The sequence below is a fragment of the Deferribacter desulfuricans SSM1 genome (genome assembly GCF_000010985.1).
GTDB classification, from domain to species: Bacteria; Chrysiogenota; Deferribacteres; order Deferribacterales; family Deferribacteraceae; genus Deferribacter; species Deferribacter desulfuricans.
In genome coordinates, this window is sequence record NC_013939.1 from 840,965 (window position 1) to 860,986 (window position 20,022).

Here is a 20,022-nt window from a genome sequence, read left to right on the forward strand (position 1 = left end):
TATTTTTAAAAAGTTTATTTTTTTCATAATACCACCTTCAATATTTTGGCAGTTTATTTTGTGGCTGTCAAGATTTTAATATACTTTTTTTAAAAATTATTTGACAAATGTGAAAAATTATATATTTTACAGTTCGAACGCTTGGATCCCTGGCGGGACCGAGACGGCTATGAGTATGAAAGATATATTTACGCAATAAATAGCCTTCCGGTTTCCGCCGGAAGGCTTTTTTTGTTTGAGGTGAAAAATGAGTAAATACTGTGAAGTTAAAAAAATTACAGTAAATCATTTGAAAAAGATGAAAAAAGATGGTGAGAAAATTGCATGTCTTACAGCTTATGATTACACATCAGCTAAACTTGTGGATGCTGCAGGTGTTGATTTGGTATTAGTTGGTGATTCATTAGGTATGGTTATTAATGGGTATGAAAATACACTTTATGTTACATTAGATGAAATAATTTATCATACTAAGGCTGTTAAAAGAGGTTTAAAAAGAGCGTTTTTAGTAGCTGATATGCCATTTGGGACTTATCATATTAGTGAAGAGGAAGCTATTAAAAATTGTGTAAGAGTTATTAAAGAGAGTGGTGCTGAGGCTGTCAAGCTTGAAGGTGGTAAAAATGTAGCATCATTAATAAAAAAACTTGTTGATAGAGGTATAAATGTAATGGGGCATATAGGGCTTATGCCTCAATATGTTCATTCTATGGGTGGTTATAAAATCCAGGGTAGAGAAGGGGATGAAAGATTGATAGAGGATGCTCTGGCTCTGGAAGAAGCTGGAGTTTTTGCTATCGTCTTAGAAGGGGTTGTCGCTGAAGTAAGTAAAAAGATTACTGAGACTGTAAAGGTGCCAACAATAGGTATTGGTGCAGGCAAAGATTGCGATGGTCAAATACTGGTATTTCATGATGTATTTGGTATGTTTGATGACTTTGTTCCAAAATTCGTTAAAAGATATGCTGATGTAAAATCAGTTATTTTGGATGGTGGTAAGAAATATATTGAAGAAGTGAAAAACGGTATTTTCCCATCAAAAGAACACTCCTTTTTTAGAGGTTAACTATGAAGATAGTAAACACTAAAGCAGAAATGAAAAAGATAAGTCAAAATTTTAGAAATAATGGATATAAAATAGGCTTTGTGCCCACTATGGGTTATTTGCATGAGGGGCATCTTTCACTTGTTAGGCAGGCTAAGAAGGATAATGACAAAGTTGTAGTGAGTATTTTTGTAAACCCATTACAATTTGGTCCAAACGAAGATCTTGATAAATATCCAAGGGATTTAGATAGGGATCAATCTTCATTGAAAAAAGAGGGTGTTGATGTATTGTTTTACCCATCTGTAGAAGAGATGTATCCAAAGGACTTTTTGACTAAGGTTTCTGTGAAAAAAATCACTGAGGTTTTGTGTGGAGCAAGCAGACCTGGTCATTTTGATGGTGTTTGCACAGTTGTCACAAAACTTTTTAACATTGTAAAACCTGACAATGCTTATTTTGGAAAAAAAGATTATCAGCAATTAAAAGTTATTGAAAGATTTGTGAAAGATCTCGATATGGATGTAAATATTGTTGGTATGCCAATTGTTAGAGAGTCTGATGGTTTGGCTATGAGTTCAAGAAATGTTTACCTTAGTGAAGAGGAGAGAAAGTCAGCTTTATCACTTAATAAATCTTTCAAAGTTGTTGAAGCTGCTTTAGCTGAAGGGGTGAGAAGTGCCGAAGATATAAGAAAGAGGGTTATTGATTTTATCTCCTCACATCCATATACAAAAATTGATTATGTGGAAATTGTTGATCCTGAAACTTTAGAAAAAGTGGTGGAAATTAAAAGTAACTTTTTACTTGCTTTAGCTGTTTTTGTGGGTAAGGCAAGATTAATAGATAATAATATATTTGAGGTGTAATATGAAAAGAATAATGTTTAAATCAAAAATTCACAGAGCTACAGTTACAGATGCTGACCTTCATTATGAAGGTAGTATTACTATTGACAAAGAGTTAATGGATGCTGCAGGTATTTTACCTTATGAAAAGGTTGATATTTACAATATTACAAATGGTTCAAGATTTTCCACTTACACAATTGAAGGTAGACCTGGAAGTGGTGAAATCTGTTTAAATGGTGCAGCTGCAAGACTTGTGCAGCCTGGTGATATGGTGATTATTGTATCTTATGGTTTTTATGATGAAGAAGAGTTAAAAGATTTAAAACCTGTTGTAATTCAGGTTGATGAGAAAAATAGGATAATTAGAAAAGAGGAAACAACGTTAGTTTAAATAAAAGTTGAAATAGTTTTAAATTTTGTGTAATATATAATTAATAATAAAGCTTCTTTTTGCCCGGCTGATCCTATGCTTCTACCCTCCTCCCCTCTGAAGCATTCAGCCGGGATTTTTTGGGAGTGATATGAAAGAATACTTGCCAAATGAGTTGATTACTGGCATTGATAAAATCGATGAACAGCATGGTGCAATGCTATATTTATTAAATAAGTTGGAAAAATATTTCAAAGAAGGGGAGGGTGAAAAAGCGATCTCTGATTCTTTAAGCTTCTTAGAAAACTATGTAAAAACTCACTTTAAAACCGAAGAAGAATATATGATTAAATATAATTACCCTGATTATGAAGTCCATAAATTAGAGCATGAAAAATTTAGAAAAGACTTTGCTATGAAAAGATTAAAAATATTAAGAGGAGTATCTAAGTCTGAGGCACTTTTATTATTAAAATCTTTAAAAGATTGGTATGAAAACCATGTTTTAAAGACAGATATTGTTCTTGCTTCTTTTTTAAAAAACTTAGAAAAACATTAAATATTTTGTTAAAGTAACCGATATAAAAATAAATTATGATTTGGGGAGATGATCTATGAGCCTAAAACTTAAATTAGCTTTAATAATTTCCATTGTTATGCTGATTTCATTTAGTGTCTTATTTATTTTTAGTGCTAAAATTGCAAAAAAAACAGCTATAGCTTCTCAAGTTGAAAGGGCAAGAAATATTGTTGTTGTAGCTGAAGGGACAAGAGAGTTTATGGCTAAAAAGTGGAAGGCTGATTTATACAATTTTGACGAAATTAAAAAGAACGTTGATAAATTTTTGTTAACTGTTCCGGTTGTGAGCTCAATAAAAATAATTAAAAGTAAATCAGAAGAACTTGGTGTTAAATTTAAAGTGCCTAAGATATCTCCAAGGAACCCGGAAAACAAACCTGATTCTTTGGAAGTTAAAATATTATCTGAGTTAAAAAGTAAGGATACAGGAGTTGGTAAGACTCCTGAAAAAGTTATTGTTGATAAAAAATCTGGATTTATCAGATATTTTAAAGCAATAAGATTAACAAAAGAGTGCGAATGGTGTCATGGGAATCCAGCTGATAGTGTGAAATATTGGGGAAATGATAAGGGGTTAGACCCAACCGGAGTTAAAATGGAAGGTTGGAAGGCAGGTGAAATACATGGTGCATTTGAAATATTTATACCATTAGCACCAATTAATGCGATGATAACAAAAAATATGACCAGAGATTTTTCTGTTTTAATAATCGTGTTAATAGTAATTATTGCTATACTTTATATAATGAATTCAAAGCTTATTTTTTCAAGATTTGATAATATTAATGCTGCATTGGCAAAAATTGCAAGTGGTGATTTTACTACAAAAGTAGATGTAAAATATGATGATGAGGTTGGTGCTATTGCAAAAGCTGTTAATAAGATGGTGGATGACATTAAAAATGTTTTAAGTTCTGTTTCAGAATCAGTAGTATCGCTTGCATCTACTTCTGCTGAGCTTGCTTCAAACTCTGAAGCTATAGCAGAAGGAGCAAGAGAGCAGAGTGAGCAGGCTACAACAACTGCAAGTGCAGTGGAAGAGGTAAATGCTACAGTAACAGAAGTGGCTCAAAATGCTGCTAATGTGGCAAACAGTGCTGCAGAAGCTAGAGAATCAGTTATAAATGGCCATGCATTAGTAGAAGAAACAAAGCAGATGATGGATCAGATTGCAACAACAGTTTCTCAAGCAGCAGAGACTGTAAGGACACTTGGTGAATCTAGTGAGCAAATAGGTGAGATAATTCAAGTGATTAATGATATAGCAGATCAAACAAATCTTCTAGCATTAAATGCTGCTATTGAGGCTGCAAGAGCAGGGGAGCATGGTAGGGGATTTGCAGTGGTTGCTGATGAAGTGAGGAAATTAGCTGAGAAAACTATGAGAGCTACAAAAGATATTACTGATATGATACAAAATATTCAGGCTGATACTGGTGGTGCAGTTGCAAGTATGAATGAAGGGGTAGAGCAGGTAGAAATAGGTAAGGTGAAGGCTGATGAAGCAAAAGAGGCTCTTGATATCATTAAAGAAAATGTGGAAAATGTATCGTTGGAAGTTGAAAATATTGCAAGGGCCACAGATGAACAGGCAAAAGCTACAGAGATGATGGCTCAATCTATAGAAAACATATCTAAAGTAATAAATGAAAATTCAATTGCAGCATCTGAGATGGCCACAGCTGTGGAAATGCTATCTAAACTTGCAGAAGAGTTGCAGACTCAAATAAAAAGATTTAAAATATAGGAGGCTGTTACAAAAAAATTAAATTATAAGATTGCTTCGGCAACTTACATTGCTTTGCAATGACCCCAAAATCAGTGATTGCTAGCGTTAACGGAGCAATCTTGGTAATTGAGCAGGTATTGCTACAAAGTTTTGGAATAAAAAAAGGGCTGCTATAAGCAGCCCCTTTTTTATTTTAGCATATAATCAATTGCTTTTTTCTCTTTATTATAAAAGAAGTAACCATTTCTAAGTTTTTTTTCTAATAATAGTGTAGCTTCACCGATTATAACTTTTACATTTGGGTAAGCTTCTTTTAGTACCTCTATTTTTGAACCTTTAAATTTTTGTACTTCTTCATAAAGTTCTTTCAATTTTACTTCAATTTTTATCAATTTTTTGTTTATTTCTAATTTTGCTTCTTTCAATTTTTTTATTTTTTCTTTTAATCTATCACGAATTATTGGCCTATCGGCATTTCCTAAATATAAATTTATTTTTGTTAGTTGCTCGTTTAAAGCGCTTTTTTCTGCAACTAAAGTGGAGATTTCATTTAACACTTTAGTTGATATCCCAGTAGAAACAACCGTTTTAGTAAAAGAAGGGGAGCCTAAAATTTTAACAGTTATCCCTTCTAATGCGTTGACTTTTCCACCATAAATCATACCAGGTGTTCCTGTTACTTCAACTTTTCCCTCACAATAAATAATTGAATCTCTTATGTATTTTTTTACTTGGACATTTTTATCGACAGTTATGTTAGAAAATTGGATGTAGCTTGCTTCTAATTCTTCAGCTTTAATTATATTTCTATTTGCAAAGCTTCTACCAGTGATCCCTTCTTTCACAATAAGTTTTCCATCTGTAATTACATTTCCAGAGACAGATTTTGCTATTACATCTTTGCCAGCTTTAACTGTAAATTCTGCTTTTACTTCACCTTTAATTATTACAGAGCCTGGAAAATCTATATTCCCTGTCGAATAGTCAACATTTTTATTTACAACAAAAATATCAGAAATATCAAGCTCGTAAGTTAAATTATCAACATGTTTAATAAGTAATAACCCTTTTATTTTAGAATATACTTTATTTTCTTTTATTGTAAGGTTCTCTGATAGTTTTAAATTTATAGGTTTACCATCTACTGCAGGTATTGTTTTCCCTGTTACGGTAAAACCATCTTCACCCTTTGTGGGTTGAATTATCATTGCAATCTCTTCATTTTCTTCAACAATAAAAAGTTTCTTTTTGAAAGCTTCTTTATAATCTATTTTGTCATTAATTTCTTCAGCTTCAAAAAATGAATTAAGAACATCATCAGATTTACTTTTAATGATTAGCTCACCATTATTTCCATTTTTAGGAGGTTTCCCTTTTGCAACTAATATTGATGAATCTAATGGTTTGTCATTTTTTAGAAAAAGTACAATTCTTTCTAAAACATCTGTAAGAATGCCACTTTTTACACCGTTTTCGTTCAATAAATTAACCAAGTAATCTTTGTCTATATTTTTTTTTGGTTTTTCAGGGATAAACAGATAAGCTTTCATCTCATCATCAGAGATCATAACCTCAAAATCTTCTGTAAAAATCTCTTCATATAGTTTGCCTGATTTTCCAATGACAGTATCTTTGATATCAAATTCTAAGGTATATTTATTTTCGTCGTCTGGATTTATAGAAATAATCTTGTAATCAAGATCAGAAATATTCCTTTTAAAATACTTTTGTGCCTTCTCAAAAGCTTCTTCAAGTGATTTAGCTGTAACTGTATAACTCATTGATTAAATATCACCTAATAAAATTTTATAAAAGTATTTATCAATTAAGTTTTTATTAATATTAAACTTTATTTTGTTTTTGTCAACTAAATCTAAGCTATAGATAACTTTCATCTTTTCCAATAAGAAAAGAGTTTTTAAAAACTCACTTTTATCTATTTGGATTTTAGTTAATATATCTTCCAGATCTTGTTCAAACTCGATTTTAGCAGATTCTTTAAAAGTTTTATAGATATATATTAAAGTCTTAGCTTTAGTTTTATAGTCGATACTTTTTATCAACCTTTCATTACAATCTTTTAGTCTACTACTCAATTCTTGTAGCATATTGAGACTAATTGAAGGGATTTTAGCTGATATGGTTAAAAATGTTTTATAATCTATTTGAATAAGTTTTGTATCTTTAGTTGCTCTTACAGAGGCTGTTCTTTTGCCTGTGGTAAATAACCCCATTTCACCAAAAAGGGTTGTAGGTTTTAGTTTATTGATTAAGCGCAATGAATTTTTACTATCCTTTATCAATACATCAAGTTCACCATCTATTAGTAAATATGCCGTATTTGCATCATCTCCTTCGTAAAAAAGGAATTCGCCTGATTTAACAGTATGTTCTTTGCCGTATTTTCTAAAGATTTCTATGTGTTTTTCTTGAAGTTTAAATGAGCTTATTAAATTATTCATATAAATATAATAACAAATTATGTTTGTACTTACAACACTAAGAGTTAGATTTTTTTAGGTTAGATAGTTGAGATTTTAAATCTTCTAAAATCCTTCTAAGTTCAGCTTCGTGACCTTTTTCCTGCTCTGCAAGGCTTTCAAATAGTTGTTTTGCATTTTCATCTACAGCTTTATCTGCTGCTGTTTTGTAGAACCTCATGGCCTCTATTTCTTTGGGTATTCTTAATAAGACAACCTCAATCATCTGTTCTAAGGCTTTTATTTTTTCTCTTTTATCCATAACTTCCTCCAAACATAAACAACTAAAATTGAGGGTTTTGCACATTAGACTAACACATTGATAATTATCATAATCATAAGATTGCTTCGTCGCATTAGCTCCTAGCAATGACTGGGGAACTGGTCATTGTGAGCGTTAGCAAAGCAATCTAGCATATTTAGCATCTTTTTCTGTGCAATACCCTCAAATATTGTTCCATTGTGCAACAGCCTCGAAACAATATAAGTATTTTGAAACAGGATATAATTAATGAGGCCATGTAATTTTGCCTCCATTATATGCAATAAAAGTTACAGTTGGGATTATGATAAAATAACCAACAGAGTAAAGTATATTGTAAATTGTAGATTGAGGGTTATTATTGCTCATTATTTTTAGAGATATTACAATTAAAGAAAGTAAGATCAAAATTATTGAAAAAGTTATTTTATTTTTAAAAATTTTTGTAAGTGTTAGGTCGTAATTAATCCACCAGCTCAGTATTCCAGAAAAAACTGCTGGAAAAATGGATAAAGTAGCAACAATAAGTGCATAAAACGCACTTTTACCAAAATTTTCATTATTGGTTATTATGTACAATAGTTGCATTAAAGCTCCAAAATAAAAGATTCCCATGGGGTAATGAATTAAAATGGGGTGAGGATGGAGTTTGCTGTATAAAACTCTTAATTTATCCTTTTTATCGTCATTTATTGTAGTAGTATCATCTTCTAAATTATCTACAAATTTTATATTATCCCTTTGCAGTACATCTTCTCCATGTGGAGCCATAGATATAAAGTTTGTAAGGTCTTCACCAGCCTGGTGCCTTGACATATGAGTACCATTTTTCCAAAGTTTACTGTTTGTCACGTCATAAATTTTATTTTTAAAAATTATATAAGCTCTTTTTCCATCTTTTCCGTCAAATTTTTTGACGTCTTCTCTTTTCACAAATTACCTCTTTTTAGTCAGTTTCAAAAGTGGTGTAATCATAAGGAAGATCACATTGCTCTTTCATATCAAAAGGGATTGGGTATCTAATACCTGCTTTATGGGTAGCCAGCAACCCTTCTATAACTTCTTCCAATCTACTAAAAGGGATACCAATTGCCAGTTCGTAATCTTGTGTCATAGCAAATCTTCTATCTCCAAGACATGGGATTTCTATTTTTGGTTCATTTGTAAGATATGCTTCTACAACGCACCTTGAACAAACACCAGCATCTCCACTACTTTTCATTACAAATTCTCCACCTTCATGATATAAGAATGCTTGTAAAAAACGCATTGCCTGAGCAGTGTTTGTATAAAGTACAATTACATCAGGAGTTATGTTTTCAATTGGTCTAGTTAGTGGGTATGTTAAAAAACCTGCAAATCTCTCTTTTACCCTTGGCATAGATTGCTGCATCTTTTTAGCAGAATCGATATCCTTTTGATAAATAGAGCAATTAACTTTTCCTTCAAGTACTCTCTCAGGGGTAGATATTAATCCGCAGTTGCTTGCACCTAGTACGCAATAGCTGTAATTGCCCTCTACATAAGTTGACCATCCGTAATACCTTGAATATGCAATTTGCTGACAAATATTGATTTTTTTGTTTTTTATTCGTATTTTGATCCCTTCAATATGGCTGCTTTCTTTGATGAATTTTATAGCAACTGGGATAGTTTGCAATTTGACTGTTTTGTCCAAGGTACTTAAAAACTTTTCAAACATAACTTCCCCTTTATTTTTTTATTGACAGGATTCGTTTTCTATAAACGCTTTTAGTACATCACCTAGTGAAATTATTCCTACAAGCTTACCCTCGTCGTTTAAAACAGGTAGTCTATGAATATATTTTGTTAAAAATAGTTCGGCAGCCTTTTTGAGTGAGTCGTTTTCATGGATAGTTATTGGTGGTTTGCCCATTATAGTTTTTACTGGCGCATCGGTTAATTCTTTTACATCTATCAATGGGATCTGTTCTGCTTCATGTAATATGTCTGGTAATTGAGCTAAAAGGTCCGACTCACTAAATACTCCTACAACATTATTATTTCCATCTAAAACTGGCACCCCTGAAATATTTTTTTCTCTAAGTCTTAAAACTACATCTCTAATATTTTCGTTTTCATAAGCAACTATGACATTTTTTGTCATATAATCTTTAACTTTCATAATCAAAAGCCTCCTCAAATTAATTTTATTTTATATAATTTGTTGTGCAATTTCCTTTAAAATTTCTCTTTGAATTTCACCATTTGGTGTTTTTGGAATTATTGAAGTTATTTTATAAATATCGGGTAATACCACTTCACCTATTTCATCAATAATCAGTTCATTGATTTCAATAAAAAGGTCGTTGTATAGACTTTCGTCTATATTTTTATTAAGTACGCAAAACGCTATTAAGGTTTCTCCACGTTTTTCATCCAAAACATTTACTACAGCTACATCTTTTATCAAATTATGCTTTTTAATAGCTTGTTCTATCATCAAAATATTAATTCTTTTTCCACCTACATGAAGTACATCATCCATTCTCCCGGTGAGAATTATATCTTTGTTTTCAAGATATTCTGCACCATCACCGGTTTTAAAGAATTTTTGTTTGTTGATCGATTTTATATAAACTGTTCTAAGAAGTTTTGCATCTCCACATATACCAGCAGTTAATGAAGGGAAAGAGGAGGTAAAAACTATTTCCCCTTTTGTTGCAGTACTTTCAATTGGTAAGCCTGTTTTTCCATCTATGATTTGTAGCGGGATTCCTGGTAGCGGTTTGCCTACAGTGTAAATATTAGTTATTTCACTATATCCTGGTATTTGAGCAGCAATGGCACCACCAGCTTCTGTTAACGTGAATATATTTATTATTGGGTGTCGTTTATTAAGTAGTTTTATAAAAGCCCATTTGGTGGACTCTTCATTTCTTCTCCCACCACCAGTTGCAATCAACTCTAAATAATTTTGCCTTCTATAGACACCTTTCTTTTCATCTGCATTCATAAGTCTATTTAAAATAGTAGGTGTTGTATAAAATTTATTTATATTGTATTTGTCTAAAAATTCATAAAAATCGCTTGCATTATCAACTTCTATAGTATCTTCATATAAAAAAATTGTTTGACAGTTTAAAAGTGGTCCATAAACCTTGTATGTGTGTCCAGTAATCCAGGCGATATCAGCTGTGTTCCACAAAATATCATCATCTCTTGGATCAAATAGCAATTGATGAGAGAATTTGGCCCATAATAAAAAACCTCCAGCTCTGTATTTTAAAGCTTTTTGGACTGTTAGATGAGTTGAAGTTACAAGTGTAAAAATTATATCGTTTGCATCATATACGGTTTCTTCTATAGCAAATGCTCTTGAATAATCTTCATCACTGATTAGGTCATGATACCAAAGGTCTCTCAATGGCTTCATATGGACTCTTTGCCCCAGTCTTTTTACCACAATACATAGTTTAGGCTTATTTTCAGCTATATTTATGGCTTGATCAACTCTATCTTTTAAATTTACTGTCGTTTTTGAATAGTATCCATCAGCTGTTATAATCACAGAGTTCTTACAATCGTTTAATCTTTCAGCTAAACTTTCAGCTGAATAACTTGTATGATAAACTGTGTGGACAAGGCCAAGTTTAACACAGGCAAGCATTGCTATAATAAGCTCTGGTATATTTGGCATAAAAATCAAAACAGAATCTTTTCTAGAAATATTGAGTTTTTTTAGAGCTGATGCAAACTTAGAAACATCTGCATATAAAGATCTAAAGGTCAAAATTCTTTCTGTATAATCCTTCCCTCTCCAGACTATCGCTGCTTTATTACCTTTGCCATTATCAATATGCATTTTTAATAGATTTTTTATAGGGCTGATTTTCCCTTTTACAAACCAGGCTGTTTCAAAATCTTCTTCATTGTTGCATGATACAAGAAATTCATCTTCCCAATCAAGAAACTCATAGGCTAAAAATTTATAAAAAGATCTTAAATCTTTTGATTTGTCATAAAGCTGTTTTATATATTCGATATCTAAATTATTTCTTTTATAAGTTAAACAAAGGTTATTTAATTCTTTTATCATTTTTATTCACTCTTTCTTAGTTAATAAATAAAACAATATTTCACAAAAATCAATAGGTTATAGTTTGTTTATAACAAAATTTTTATACTTTTCTGCACTGATATGTGCCTGTCTTGTAGGCTCTGGTATTCTGTATTTGCAAGTTGTACTGAGAACAATTTTTAGTACTGATTCAAAATCCACCAGATGTCCTGGTGAGATAAAGATAGGTTTCACGTTAGTTCTACTTCTAAGGACATAACCTACTAATTCATTTTTATGGTAAAGTTTTGTGTAGTCTCCTTTATTGTGACCTGGTTCTTTATATTTTCCAACTAATTTAGATTTTGCGCATCCGATGGTGGGTACATTAAAAACAACTCCAAAATGACTAGCAAGCCCCAGTTTTCTTGGATGAGCAATACCTTGAGAATCCAAAATGAATATATCGGGGTGGCTTTTAAGCTTTTTGTAGGCCAGGAAAATAGCTGGTAATTCTCTAAAAGATAATAATCCAGGGATATAAGGGAGATTTATTTTTCTATGAGCATTTGAAATTTCTACTATTTCAAGGTTTTTATTTAAAATTACTATAGAGCAAAAACATAGTGAGTGTTTTATAGAAAAGGATACATCTATACCAGCTATTAGGTTTATATCTTTATTGAAAGGGGTTATTTTTACTTTTTTTGCTAATTTTTTTTGAAGTTTTATTAAGTGGCTATACATTAACTTATGAATTTATATATTTCAAAATTACTGTTCTATTTCGTGGACCATCAAATTCGCAGAAAAAAATCCCTTGCCAGGTTCCTAAAACCATTTTGCCATTTTCTATAATAACTTGCTCACTGCAACCTATTACTGAAGATTTTATATGGGCATCAGAATTGCCTTCTAAGTGTCTAAAAGGGTAATCTATAGGTATCTTTTTATTTAAAAAAGATATTATATCATCTTTAACTGTGGGGTCAGCATTTTCGTTTATTGTGATTGCAGCAGTTGTATGAGGGGTGTAGATGAGGAGTATGCCATCATCCCACCCCTCATTGTTTATAATCTTTTTAATTTCAGTAGTAATGTCAATCAGTTGTTCTCTTTTAGTTGATTTAACATTAAATTTTATCATAGTTCTACTAAATTTACTTCCAACATACCATCTATTTTCTTTATTTCAGAAAGAACTGATTCAGGGATTTCATTGTCAACAGATACAAATGCAATAGCTTCACCACCTTTTTGCCTAGCTAACTCAAATCCGGCAATATTTATATTATTTTCACCTAAGATTGTTCCAACTTTTCCTATTACGCCTGGTCTGTCTATATTTCTAAAGTATAAGAATGTGCCTTCAGGTATAATATCTATCCTAAAATCATCAAAAAGTACGATTCTTCCTTCTTTGTTGTTAAATACTGTTCCTGCAATTATTCTATGTTCTTTATCCGTTTTAATTTCTAAGATAAGCAGGTCATTGTATTTATCATAAGTTTCCTGTTTTGATTCTATTACGTTGATTTTTCTATCTTTTGCGAAATATGGAGCATTTATATATGATACAGATTCCTGCAATCTCACTTCTAAAAAGCCTTTTATAGCTGCTATGGTAAATGGTTGGTAGCTAAAAGGGGTATCGAAGGTTCTTTCACAGATATCATCTTCGAATCTTTTACCTACAAGTGTTACTTTGATTTCATCAGGTCTACCTTTTACAGTTTGAGCTGCTAGTTTTGATATTTTTTCTATTAGTTCGAAATAGATTTGTAAATCTTCTGGAAGCTGAGATTTCATAAAAGGTATATTAACTGCATTTATATAAGATTTGCCATGAAGGGCGTTTACTATCTGCTCAGCAATAATTACTGCAACCCCTTTTTGTCCTTCTTCAGTGTTTGCTCCGATGTGTGGTGTTACAAATAGATTGTCTAGCTCTAAAAGTTTATTACCTTTTGGTGGTTCTTTTTCAAAAACATCTATTGCAGCGGTAAAGACTTTTCCTGATTTGAGAGCATCATAAAGATCATTTTCATTGATAATACCACCTCTTGCACAGTTGACAAGGATAACACCATCTTTCATTAACTCTATTTCTTTTTTAGTTATCATATTTTTAGTTTCTTTTGTAAGTGGTGTGTGAAAAGTGATTACATCAGAGATTTTAAGCAAATCTTCGAGGTTATCAAGTAGAGTTACCCCAAGTGATTCTGCTTTGCTTTTTTTAATATATGGGTCATAAGCTACAATTTTCATACCAAAACTTTTTGCCCTGATAGCTACATTGCTACCAATTCTGCCAAGTCCTACTATGCCTAGTGTTTTATTAAAAAGCTGTATCCCCATAAATTTCTTTCTGTTCCATTCACCATTTTTTAGGGAAATATGTGCTGCTGGGATTTTTCTAGCAGCAGCAAGCATCATACCCATCGTGAGTTCTGTCGCGGCAAGTGTGTTACCTGTAGGGGCGTTCATTACTATAATACCTTTTTTACTTGCAGCTTCTATATCTACATTATCTAATCCTACACCAGCTCTACCTATAATTTTTAATTTTCCTGGGTTTTCTAAAAGATCTGCAGTGATAGTTGTCCCACTACGGGTGATAATTGCATCATAGTTGCCGATAATCTCTTTTAACTCTTCATGAGAAATACCTGGCTTTTCTTCTACTTCTATGTCTTTACTATCAAGTAAGATTTTTATCCCTTCCTCTGCAATATGATCAGTAATTAAGACTTTGAATTTTTCCACTTTTTACCCCCAACAAAATTTTCAAAGATATTAACAAAACAGCAAACTATAATCAAGAAATTTGAAAAAGAAATTATTCAACTTTATATACAAACTCTATAATACTTTTTTCTTTTGGATTGTTTTTATTTATTGCGTTTACTCTAATTGAATAAACTATAATATCGTTTACTGTATCTTCATATCTGTTTAACACCGTAGCTTCAACATCATATTCACTAAACAAGCTGTTTAAATCAATTGTAGTATTATCGGTACATAATTGATTGTTACATAAAGATTTCTCATCTCCTGAAACCAACTTATCCATTATATATTCACTTGCACCTCTTGCTGCCATCAGTGCATTTTGGTATCTTTTATGTGTACCAGAAATGTTTGTAGATGAGTTTAGCATATACATTATAGCTGCCACAAAACCTAAAGCAACTAGTGATAAAATAAGAGTTGTTAAAAGAGCAATCCCCTTATTGTTTAATTTAGATGATCTAACTAATTTTTTCATATTATAGATCCATAGGTTTTATTGTGTATACAACAGTTTTCCATCTATAATGGGTATAATCGTTTGGAAGTTGTAACTCTACTCCATCAACAGTTATTTTGTTGTTGCTGTCAGCCCCCTGAAAAGTAAAATCTCTGTCGTATCCCCCATCTTGCAAAAGTATAAATGTTCTGACTCTTTTTAGTTTCTTTCTAAATGTCGTAGCATTATCACTGCTAATATTAGCAAATGTTAATAATTCCTCGTCACTTTCAATCTCACCGTCATTATCTTTATCATAATCGAATCTTACTTTGAAATCCGCTACACAGTCTATAATTGGATCACCGTTACCACTATTAACAGCTCTAAGTAACTTGAATGTATTTGGATTACATGTATCAGGTAAGTTACTAGTGCTTAATTTGTATGTTATTTTTGTGCATGTTTGATTTGTACACCCAGTAGCATTATCTTGTACCGGATATGCTATATATTTACCTGTTGTTGGTCTATTTGTCCAAAGTGCGTTATCTTTTAAAAGCTTTTTATCTATGTCAATATATACATATTTTATATTGTTATCAGGTGTCCCAACTGTTGTATTATCATCAGCATTAACAAATATCCAGTGCTGGGTATCGTTGTTTGTAACATTAAAAGTGGACCTTATTATAAGTGTAATATTGTCAGGATTTTCACAATTTATACATTCAATTACTTTAGATGTTTCATTATCAGAGATACCATAGCCAGCATGGGTGATATCAAGTCTTAAAATATCGAGTCCCACCATTTTTTCTATTTCTGTTTCTATATTTTTAGTTTCCTTTCTGTAATCTTTTAAAAGTGTAGTATAGGTTATATAAACAGCTGATAATATAATAGCCAATAAAAAAATCACTATTAAAAGTTCTATTAATGTTAAACCTTTTTTATTCATTGTATATCCTTTGCGATATAAGTTTGAGTTGTGTAAGTATATTTTTTACCAAAAAGTTCCCAACAAGAGGTAATAACTATCTTTTTAGTAGTTCCAGATGTGTTTACAGTAAAAGATTTTCCTATACTTATCCATGTATTTCTATATTGGGCTTTTATACTGCAGTTGTCGTTTGCAGGGGAGCACTCTATATTTTCACAGGAGCCAATTAAATTATCTATCTTGTTAAAACCGTATGCTCTTAATTTCTCGATTTCATTATTAACTTGCTCTATTGCAATATTTCTGACATTATTCCTCATATTCATTTTTTTGACAGTTATCATCGATGCTACAAGCCCAAGTAATGCCACAGAAAAAATAAATAAACTAACCATCATTTCTATTAAGGTAAATCCTTTATTATTTTGCAACACAGCTACCACCATTATCTATTTTCCCTAATCTAACTCTTATACCGTTGCTTACAATGCAATTGAAAGGTAGTGAATCATTTATTGAATCACTAATTAATTTGATTGAAGTATTTGATAGAGTACCTCTATCGTCAATTGTTATAGTATTTGGATTATCAAAGGATACTTTAAATGTTATTGAGCTAATGATAGTTCCATTGTCATTTTTAATGTCTAATTTATTTTGTGAAGGAAATTCAAGTTTGAAGCTTGTTTTTTCAGTAAAAGCTTTTGTCCTGTATTGCTGTATAATGGAATATAGTTGCCTCAAGTCTTTCTCTCTTTCATGTTTTATCTTCCACTTATTATAATTTGGTATTGCTATAGCTAATATTATAGCAAATATTGATATTACTACAAGCAATTCTATTAGAGTTATCCCTTTTTTATTCATTATTTTTCTATCCATAAAAGTATTCTACCTTTTCTATTGTTACCAGTTAAGTCCTCACCTAAATCAGAAGCTATAACATTTTTATCTACTTCGATGTATCTTTCATTTCCTACATCGTCATCTGTTACAATGGAAATTTCTCCTTGACTAGATGTAGTAAATATAGCAAAATCATCAGTTACTTGATAATTACTACAAATTTTGTGAGTAATATTGTCTGGTCTTAAAGGACCACCAGTAGCACAGTTAAGTGCCCATATTTTACTTTTACCTTTTAAAATACATGGATCTTTTTCATATTTGTTTGTAATAAATGTAATGATTTGCGATGTCCAGTAATCTCTATTATTAGTATATCTATTAGCTGGATTGTTTTTATTTTTTACTAAAACAGGGTCTATAATATTTCTTTCCTTTAAATATACATTATCAGTAGGGTCTAGTTTTATTTTCCATCCTAGTTCCTTGGACTCATTGTTTGTGATTTCAAAATTTGTTAGGTCATTACAAGGATCATCTAATAGCTCTACAGATTTAATATTGTTAACAGTCCCTTTACAACCTTCTTCAACATCACAGTCAAAAGGTATTCCGTAAATATAATTCTCTTCGTTTCCAACACCTGAGGTACCTTCATCATCTCCAGGATAAAAGTATCTACCGCTACCAAAAAACAAATAATAACCTAAGTTAAAACATTTGCCTGTTTCGATTTTAGAAACGGTTGGGTTTTGGCTAAAATTATAGTAATTTTGATAAACAGTCCAAGCTGATGGATCTCCTCCTTTAGTATGGATTACGACTAAACCACCTTGAGAATTTGTTTTACCTACATTTTTTACAATACCTGTTACTACAAAATCAGTAAAACCATCTTCATTTTTATCAATACCAGTTGTATATAGTTTACCACCAAATGCGTTTTGAGTTTTACCGTCTAAAACATCTGGAGTACTTTTTTCTAATGTGAAATCATTTTTTAATTTTAAAACAAAAAACTTTAATGACTTAGAGGAGTGACCATCATATGTAGTAGGACCTGAAGAAAACATTATATAATTACCTTCAGGGCGTTTTATATAAGCAGGACCTGAATATGAAAAACCTAAGTCTTTATGATTAAATTCCCACAGAAATTTTGGATTTACTGGATCTGTAATGTCTAGTGCAAAGTATGATGATAGCCCATTTTCGTTATCAGGACTTTTGACGCATTCATCAGCAGCTTCCTGCTTACTACAATAGCAACCCCCACCTAATCTTAATCCGCCAATTAAGATTTTCTTTCCATCTTCTTCTATTATATATGGTTGTGCATCTACATAATATAAATGGCAATAATTTGGGTCTGCCAGAAATTTTAAATATGGGATAACAGAACGTGGTATAAATCCCCATAACTCTTTACCTATTTCATTTTGTCCACTGTCATTTTTAGAATTTTGCAAGACTGCTAAATAACCCTCTGGATCATCTCTTAATTTTTTAGCATAGCCTACTTTAAAAGCATGAAGCATTCCATCATTTGCGCCAACATAAGCAACAGTATAATCCTCATACTTTACCAACATAGGTCTAGAGTGGATAATGTCACCTAACTTCCATACTTTTTGTTCATTATCAACTTTAATTGTTCTATTTCTATAGTTATCAAAATCTTTACCTTTTATGTAATCTATTAAAGAACTAACATTATCTGTATCAAACAATTGTTGGTTAGTAAAATTATCAATTTGGGTAAGATTTCCAGAATCATCATATGTGTAAATTTTTCTATTATCAGCTTCTCTATTTAATAATTCTTCACTTGCATCCCATATTGGTGTAATGTCGTCAAAAGAATAGAAAGTTTCACAACTAGAATTATCAATTAGACCAGAGCCATCATCATCACATGTAATAAGTTTTAGCACTAATTTATTGTCCAATACATCATAATCATATGTTAAAATCTTATCTTCTGTTAATTTAAACTTTTTATTATTTATTGTATCTTCTCTAATGTTAACTTTTATAGTTTCATTATCTTTTTCTATTGCATAAACCCACCACCCAAATAAACGTCCAATCCATGTCAATGTTGTATTATCAATATCCTTTTTGTTTTCAAATAAACCTTGGATAGCAATACTTGTGCTACTTGTCCTATCAGTCATGAGTGCTACACCAGAACCTGCTGCTGCTCCTTGCAAAATTCTAGCAATTGTTGTACTTAAACTTGTTTCTAAATCTGTTGCGTTATTGGCCTCGAAATAGTTGTCAGGAATATTGTCATTATTTGTATCCCATTCGTTTGAATTGTCTGGCAAATTATTAAAATTATTATCAGCAAAAGAACCGTATTTTGCTGAAAGTTTAAGTAAATCTTTTGCGTTTTCCGAATCATCAAATGCAAAGATTGTAAAAATATTTAATTTTTGAGTACCTGTTAAATCTTCTCTTAAATCTGTAGTATGAGTCCAATAAGATACTGCAGCTAAGCTATATGACCCATTGGAGTCATTTAAGTCATTATGTAATTCGTTATCTGTAAAACCCTCATTTCCTTCAATAATGTCAAGAAGGTTATCAATTGTGCTATTTGGATCATTACTATCGAGCTTACTTGGAAAGTTTTTATCCATTGTTGATTCACCATCAGTTAAAATAAGAACATAATTTTGCTGACAACTATATTGGATAGGGCTATCATACGTAAATGTACCGTTATAATAAGTTTTATCTCCTTTAAAATATAAAGTAGCTTCATATAGAGTTTCACCAAGTGGAGTCCAAGTTGACGGAGTGATATTATTTATGTCAAGAATAAATGTTGAATTATCATATTTACTCCCTATATCAGAAACTAAATGACCTCCATCGTCATGATTAAAGGTGAAAAGTCCATATCTTACTTTATCCCATGTTTTTTGTATTATCCCAGTGGGTTGTGTTTCGACTTTCAAAGCAACTCTAAATGTTGTTGGGTTATTATCAATTAACCAACAATTATTATTCCAGGTTGCAGGTCTAACATCAAAATAAACAAAATTATTGTCATTGTAAAAGTAAAAATAAGCACCTTTATTATTATCAGTATAACCATTATTGAGTCCAGTAAGGTCTAGTACATTATTTTCTAATATTTTTCGAAAATCTCTATCAAAATTATCTGTTGCAGTTAACAAAATATTTCCATCTTCGATGATATATTTTCCTCCAGTTAAAACTTTTTTTACTGCATCTATTCTCCTAGTTGTTAACCAATTTAAAAAATTACCACTCCATTCACCATCTTCTTTTTCCTGGAAATAATCATTATCATCATCATATGAGTATTTCTTGTTAGGATCAAAAAGTCCAAAATAGGTTTCATTATCTTTGTATCCTAAATAAACTGTAGCATCATTTGAGCAATCATTAGAGTATGATCTTGTAGATGTATTATCTTTATATACAAATTCAAACATGCTTCCAGAATTATCCAATATTATTAGCACATTTGGCTGAATAGCTGAGGAAACAAATGGTGGTATAGAGCAGTAAGTAACCATTTGTCCAGCATCTGAGTTATTTGATGGTTTTGCAGCTTGAGATAATAATGGATTAAAAAAACACATTAAAATTATTATTAAAGATATTATAGTATATTTACGCATATCA

20 protein-coding genes and 1 pseudogene are annotated in these 20,022 nt (G+C 31.3%); 5 read left to right on the forward strand and 16 right to left on the reverse strand.

Annotated features, from left to right (window positions below):
- Positions 1–247 precede the first annotated feature (247 nt).
- The 5 genes from panB to DEFDS_RS04260 all read left to right on the forward strand — a co-directional run bounded on the left by panB (position 248) and on the right by DEFDS_RS04260 (position 4,593).
- Positions 248–1,066 carry a 3-methyl-2-oxobutanoate hydroxymethyltransferase gene (panB, locus tag DEFDS_RS04240; protein ID WP_013007567.1) on the forward strand — a complete coding sequence of 273 codons (819 nt, stop codon included), beginning with the start codon at positions 248–250 and terminating at the stop codon, positions 1,064–1,066.
- A 2-nt stretch (positions 1,067–1,068) separates the two neighbouring features.
- On the forward strand, positions 1,069–1,914 hold the full coding sequence (panC, locus tag DEFDS_RS04245; RefSeq protein WP_013007568.1) for a pantoate--beta-alanine ligase: 846 nt from the start codon (positions 1,069–1,071) through the stop codon (positions 1,912–1,914).
- Position 1,915: 1 nt separating this feature from the next.
- On the forward strand, positions 1,916–2,287 hold the full coding sequence (gene panD, locus DEFDS_RS04250) for an aspartate 1-decarboxylase (protein WP_013007569.1): 372 nt from the start codon (positions 1,916–1,918) through the stop codon (positions 2,285–2,287).
- Positions 2,288–2,417: 130 nt separating this feature from the next.
- Positions 2,418–2,825: a bacteriohemerythrin gene (locus DEFDS_RS04255; RefSeq protein ID WP_013007570.1), complete on the forward strand. Its 408-nt coding sequence runs from the start codon at positions 2,418–2,420 to the stop codon at positions 2,823–2,825.
- Between the two features lie 55 nt (positions 2,826–2,880).
- Complete coding sequence (locus DEFDS_RS04260; protein ID WP_013007571.1) at positions 2,881–4,593, forward strand: methyl-accepting chemotaxis protein; 1,713 nt, start codon at positions 2,881–2,883, stop codon at positions 4,591–4,593.
- 170 nt (positions 4,594–4,763) lie between these two features.
- On the opposite strand, the gene DEFDS_RS13375 is transcribed toward DEFDS_RS04260, so the two are convergent.
- The 16 genes and pseudogenes from DEFDS_RS13375 to DEFDS_RS04335 all read right to left on the reverse strand — a co-directional run bounded on the left by DEFDS_RS13375 (position 4,764) and on the right by DEFDS_RS04335 (position 20,018).
- Positions 4,764–5,648: a FapA family protein gene (locus DEFDS_RS13375; RefSeq protein ID WP_407919194.1), complete on the reverse strand. Its 885-nt coding sequence runs from the start codon at positions 5,646–5,648 to the stop codon at positions 4,764–4,766.
- Positions 5,637–6,356 (reverse strand): annotated as a pseudogene (locus DEFDS_RS13380) (flagellar assembly protein A); the annotation flags it as partial. The pseudogene DEFDS_RS13380 and the gene DEFDS_RS13375, both read right to left, overlap by 12 nt.
- A 3-nt stretch (positions 6,357–6,359) precedes the next feature.
- Complete coding sequence (locus DEFDS_RS04270) at positions 6,360–7,037, reverse strand: Crp/Fnr family transcriptional regulator (protein ID WP_013007573.1); 678 nt, start codon at positions 7,035–7,037, stop codon at positions 6,360–6,362.
- Between the two features lie 37 nt (positions 7,038–7,074).
- A complete protein-coding gene (locus DEFDS_RS04275; protein WP_013007574.1) occupies positions 7,075–7,317 on the reverse strand; it encodes a ferritin family protein in 243 nt (80 codons plus the stop codon).
- A gap of 246 nt (positions 7,318–7,563) precedes the next feature.
- Positions 7,564–8,250 carry a DUF2231 domain-containing protein gene (locus DEFDS_RS04280; RefSeq protein WP_013007575.1) on the reverse strand — a complete coding sequence of 229 codons (687 nt, stop codon included), beginning with the start codon at positions 8,248–8,250 and terminating at the stop codon, positions 7,564–7,566.
- Between the two features lie 13 nt (positions 8,251–8,263).
- A complete protein-coding gene (locus tag DEFDS_RS04285) occupies positions 8,264–9,019 on the reverse strand; it encodes a DUF169 domain-containing protein (RefSeq protein ID WP_013007576.1) in 756 nt (251 codons plus the stop codon).
- Positions 9,020–9,037: 18 nt separating this feature from the next.
- Positions 9,038–9,463 (reverse strand): CBS domain-containing protein, encoded by a 426-nt coding sequence (locus DEFDS_RS04290; protein WP_013007577.1) that lies wholly within the window; start codon positions 9,461–9,463, stop codon positions 9,038–9,040.
- 30 nt (positions 9,464–9,493) lie between these two features.
- Positions 9,494–11,377, reverse strand: a complete 1,884-nt coding sequence (locus DEFDS_RS04295) for an AMP-binding protein (RefSeq protein ID WP_013007578.1) — start codon at positions 11,375–11,377, stop codon at positions 9,494–9,496.
- 57 nt (positions 11,378–11,434) lie between these two features.
- Positions 11,435–12,085 (reverse strand): deoxyribonuclease V, encoded by a 651-nt coding sequence (gene nfi, locus DEFDS_RS04300; protein WP_013007579.1) that lies wholly within the window; start codon positions 12,083–12,085, stop codon positions 11,435–11,437.
- Between the two features lie 4 nt (positions 12,086–12,089).
- Positions 12,090–12,485 (reverse strand): secondary thiamine-phosphate synthase enzyme YjbQ, encoded by a 396-nt coding sequence (locus tag DEFDS_RS04305; RefSeq protein ID WP_013007580.1) that lies wholly within the window; start codon positions 12,483–12,485, stop codon positions 12,090–12,092.
- The gene (serA, locus tag DEFDS_RS04310) at positions 12,482–14,104 is read right to left on the reverse strand and encodes a phosphoglycerate dehydrogenase (RefSeq protein ID WP_013007581.1); all 1,623 of its coding nucleotides are present in this window, start codon (positions 14,102–14,104) and stop codon (positions 12,482–12,484) included. The genes DEFDS_RS04305 and serA overlap by 4 nt, the downstream gene beginning before the upstream one ends.
- 73 nt (positions 14,105–14,177) lie before the next feature.
- A complete protein-coding gene (locus DEFDS_RS04315) occupies positions 14,178–14,609 on the reverse strand; it encodes a hypothetical protein (RefSeq protein WP_013007582.1) in 432 nt (143 codons plus the stop codon).
- A gap of 1 nt (position 14,610) precedes the next feature.
- Entirely contained in the window at positions 14,611–15,531 is a 921-nt protein-coding gene (locus DEFDS_RS04320) for a PilW family protein (protein WP_013007583.1), read from the reverse strand.
- Positions 15,528–15,947 carry a type IV pilus modification PilV family protein gene (locus DEFDS_RS04325; protein ID WP_041223608.1) on the reverse strand — a complete coding sequence of 140 codons (420 nt, stop codon included), beginning with the start codon at positions 15,945–15,947 and terminating at the stop codon, positions 15,528–15,530. Before DEFDS_RS04325 ends, DEFDS_RS04320 begins: the two co-directional genes overlap by 4 nt.
- A complete protein-coding gene (locus DEFDS_RS04330) occupies positions 15,934–16,395 on the reverse strand; it encodes a pilus assembly FimT family protein (RefSeq protein ID WP_041223609.1) in 462 nt (153 codons plus the stop codon). The genes DEFDS_RS04325 and DEFDS_RS04330 overlap by 14 nt, the downstream gene beginning before the upstream one ends.
- Positions 16,380–20,018 carry a pilus assembly protein gene (locus DEFDS_RS04335; protein WP_041223611.1) on the reverse strand — a complete coding sequence of 1,213 codons (3,639 nt, stop codon included), beginning with the start codon at positions 20,016–20,018 and terminating at the stop codon, positions 16,380–16,382. The genes DEFDS_RS04330 and DEFDS_RS04335 overlap by 16 nt, the downstream gene beginning before the upstream one ends.
- Positions 20,019–20,022 lie beyond the last annotated feature (4 nt).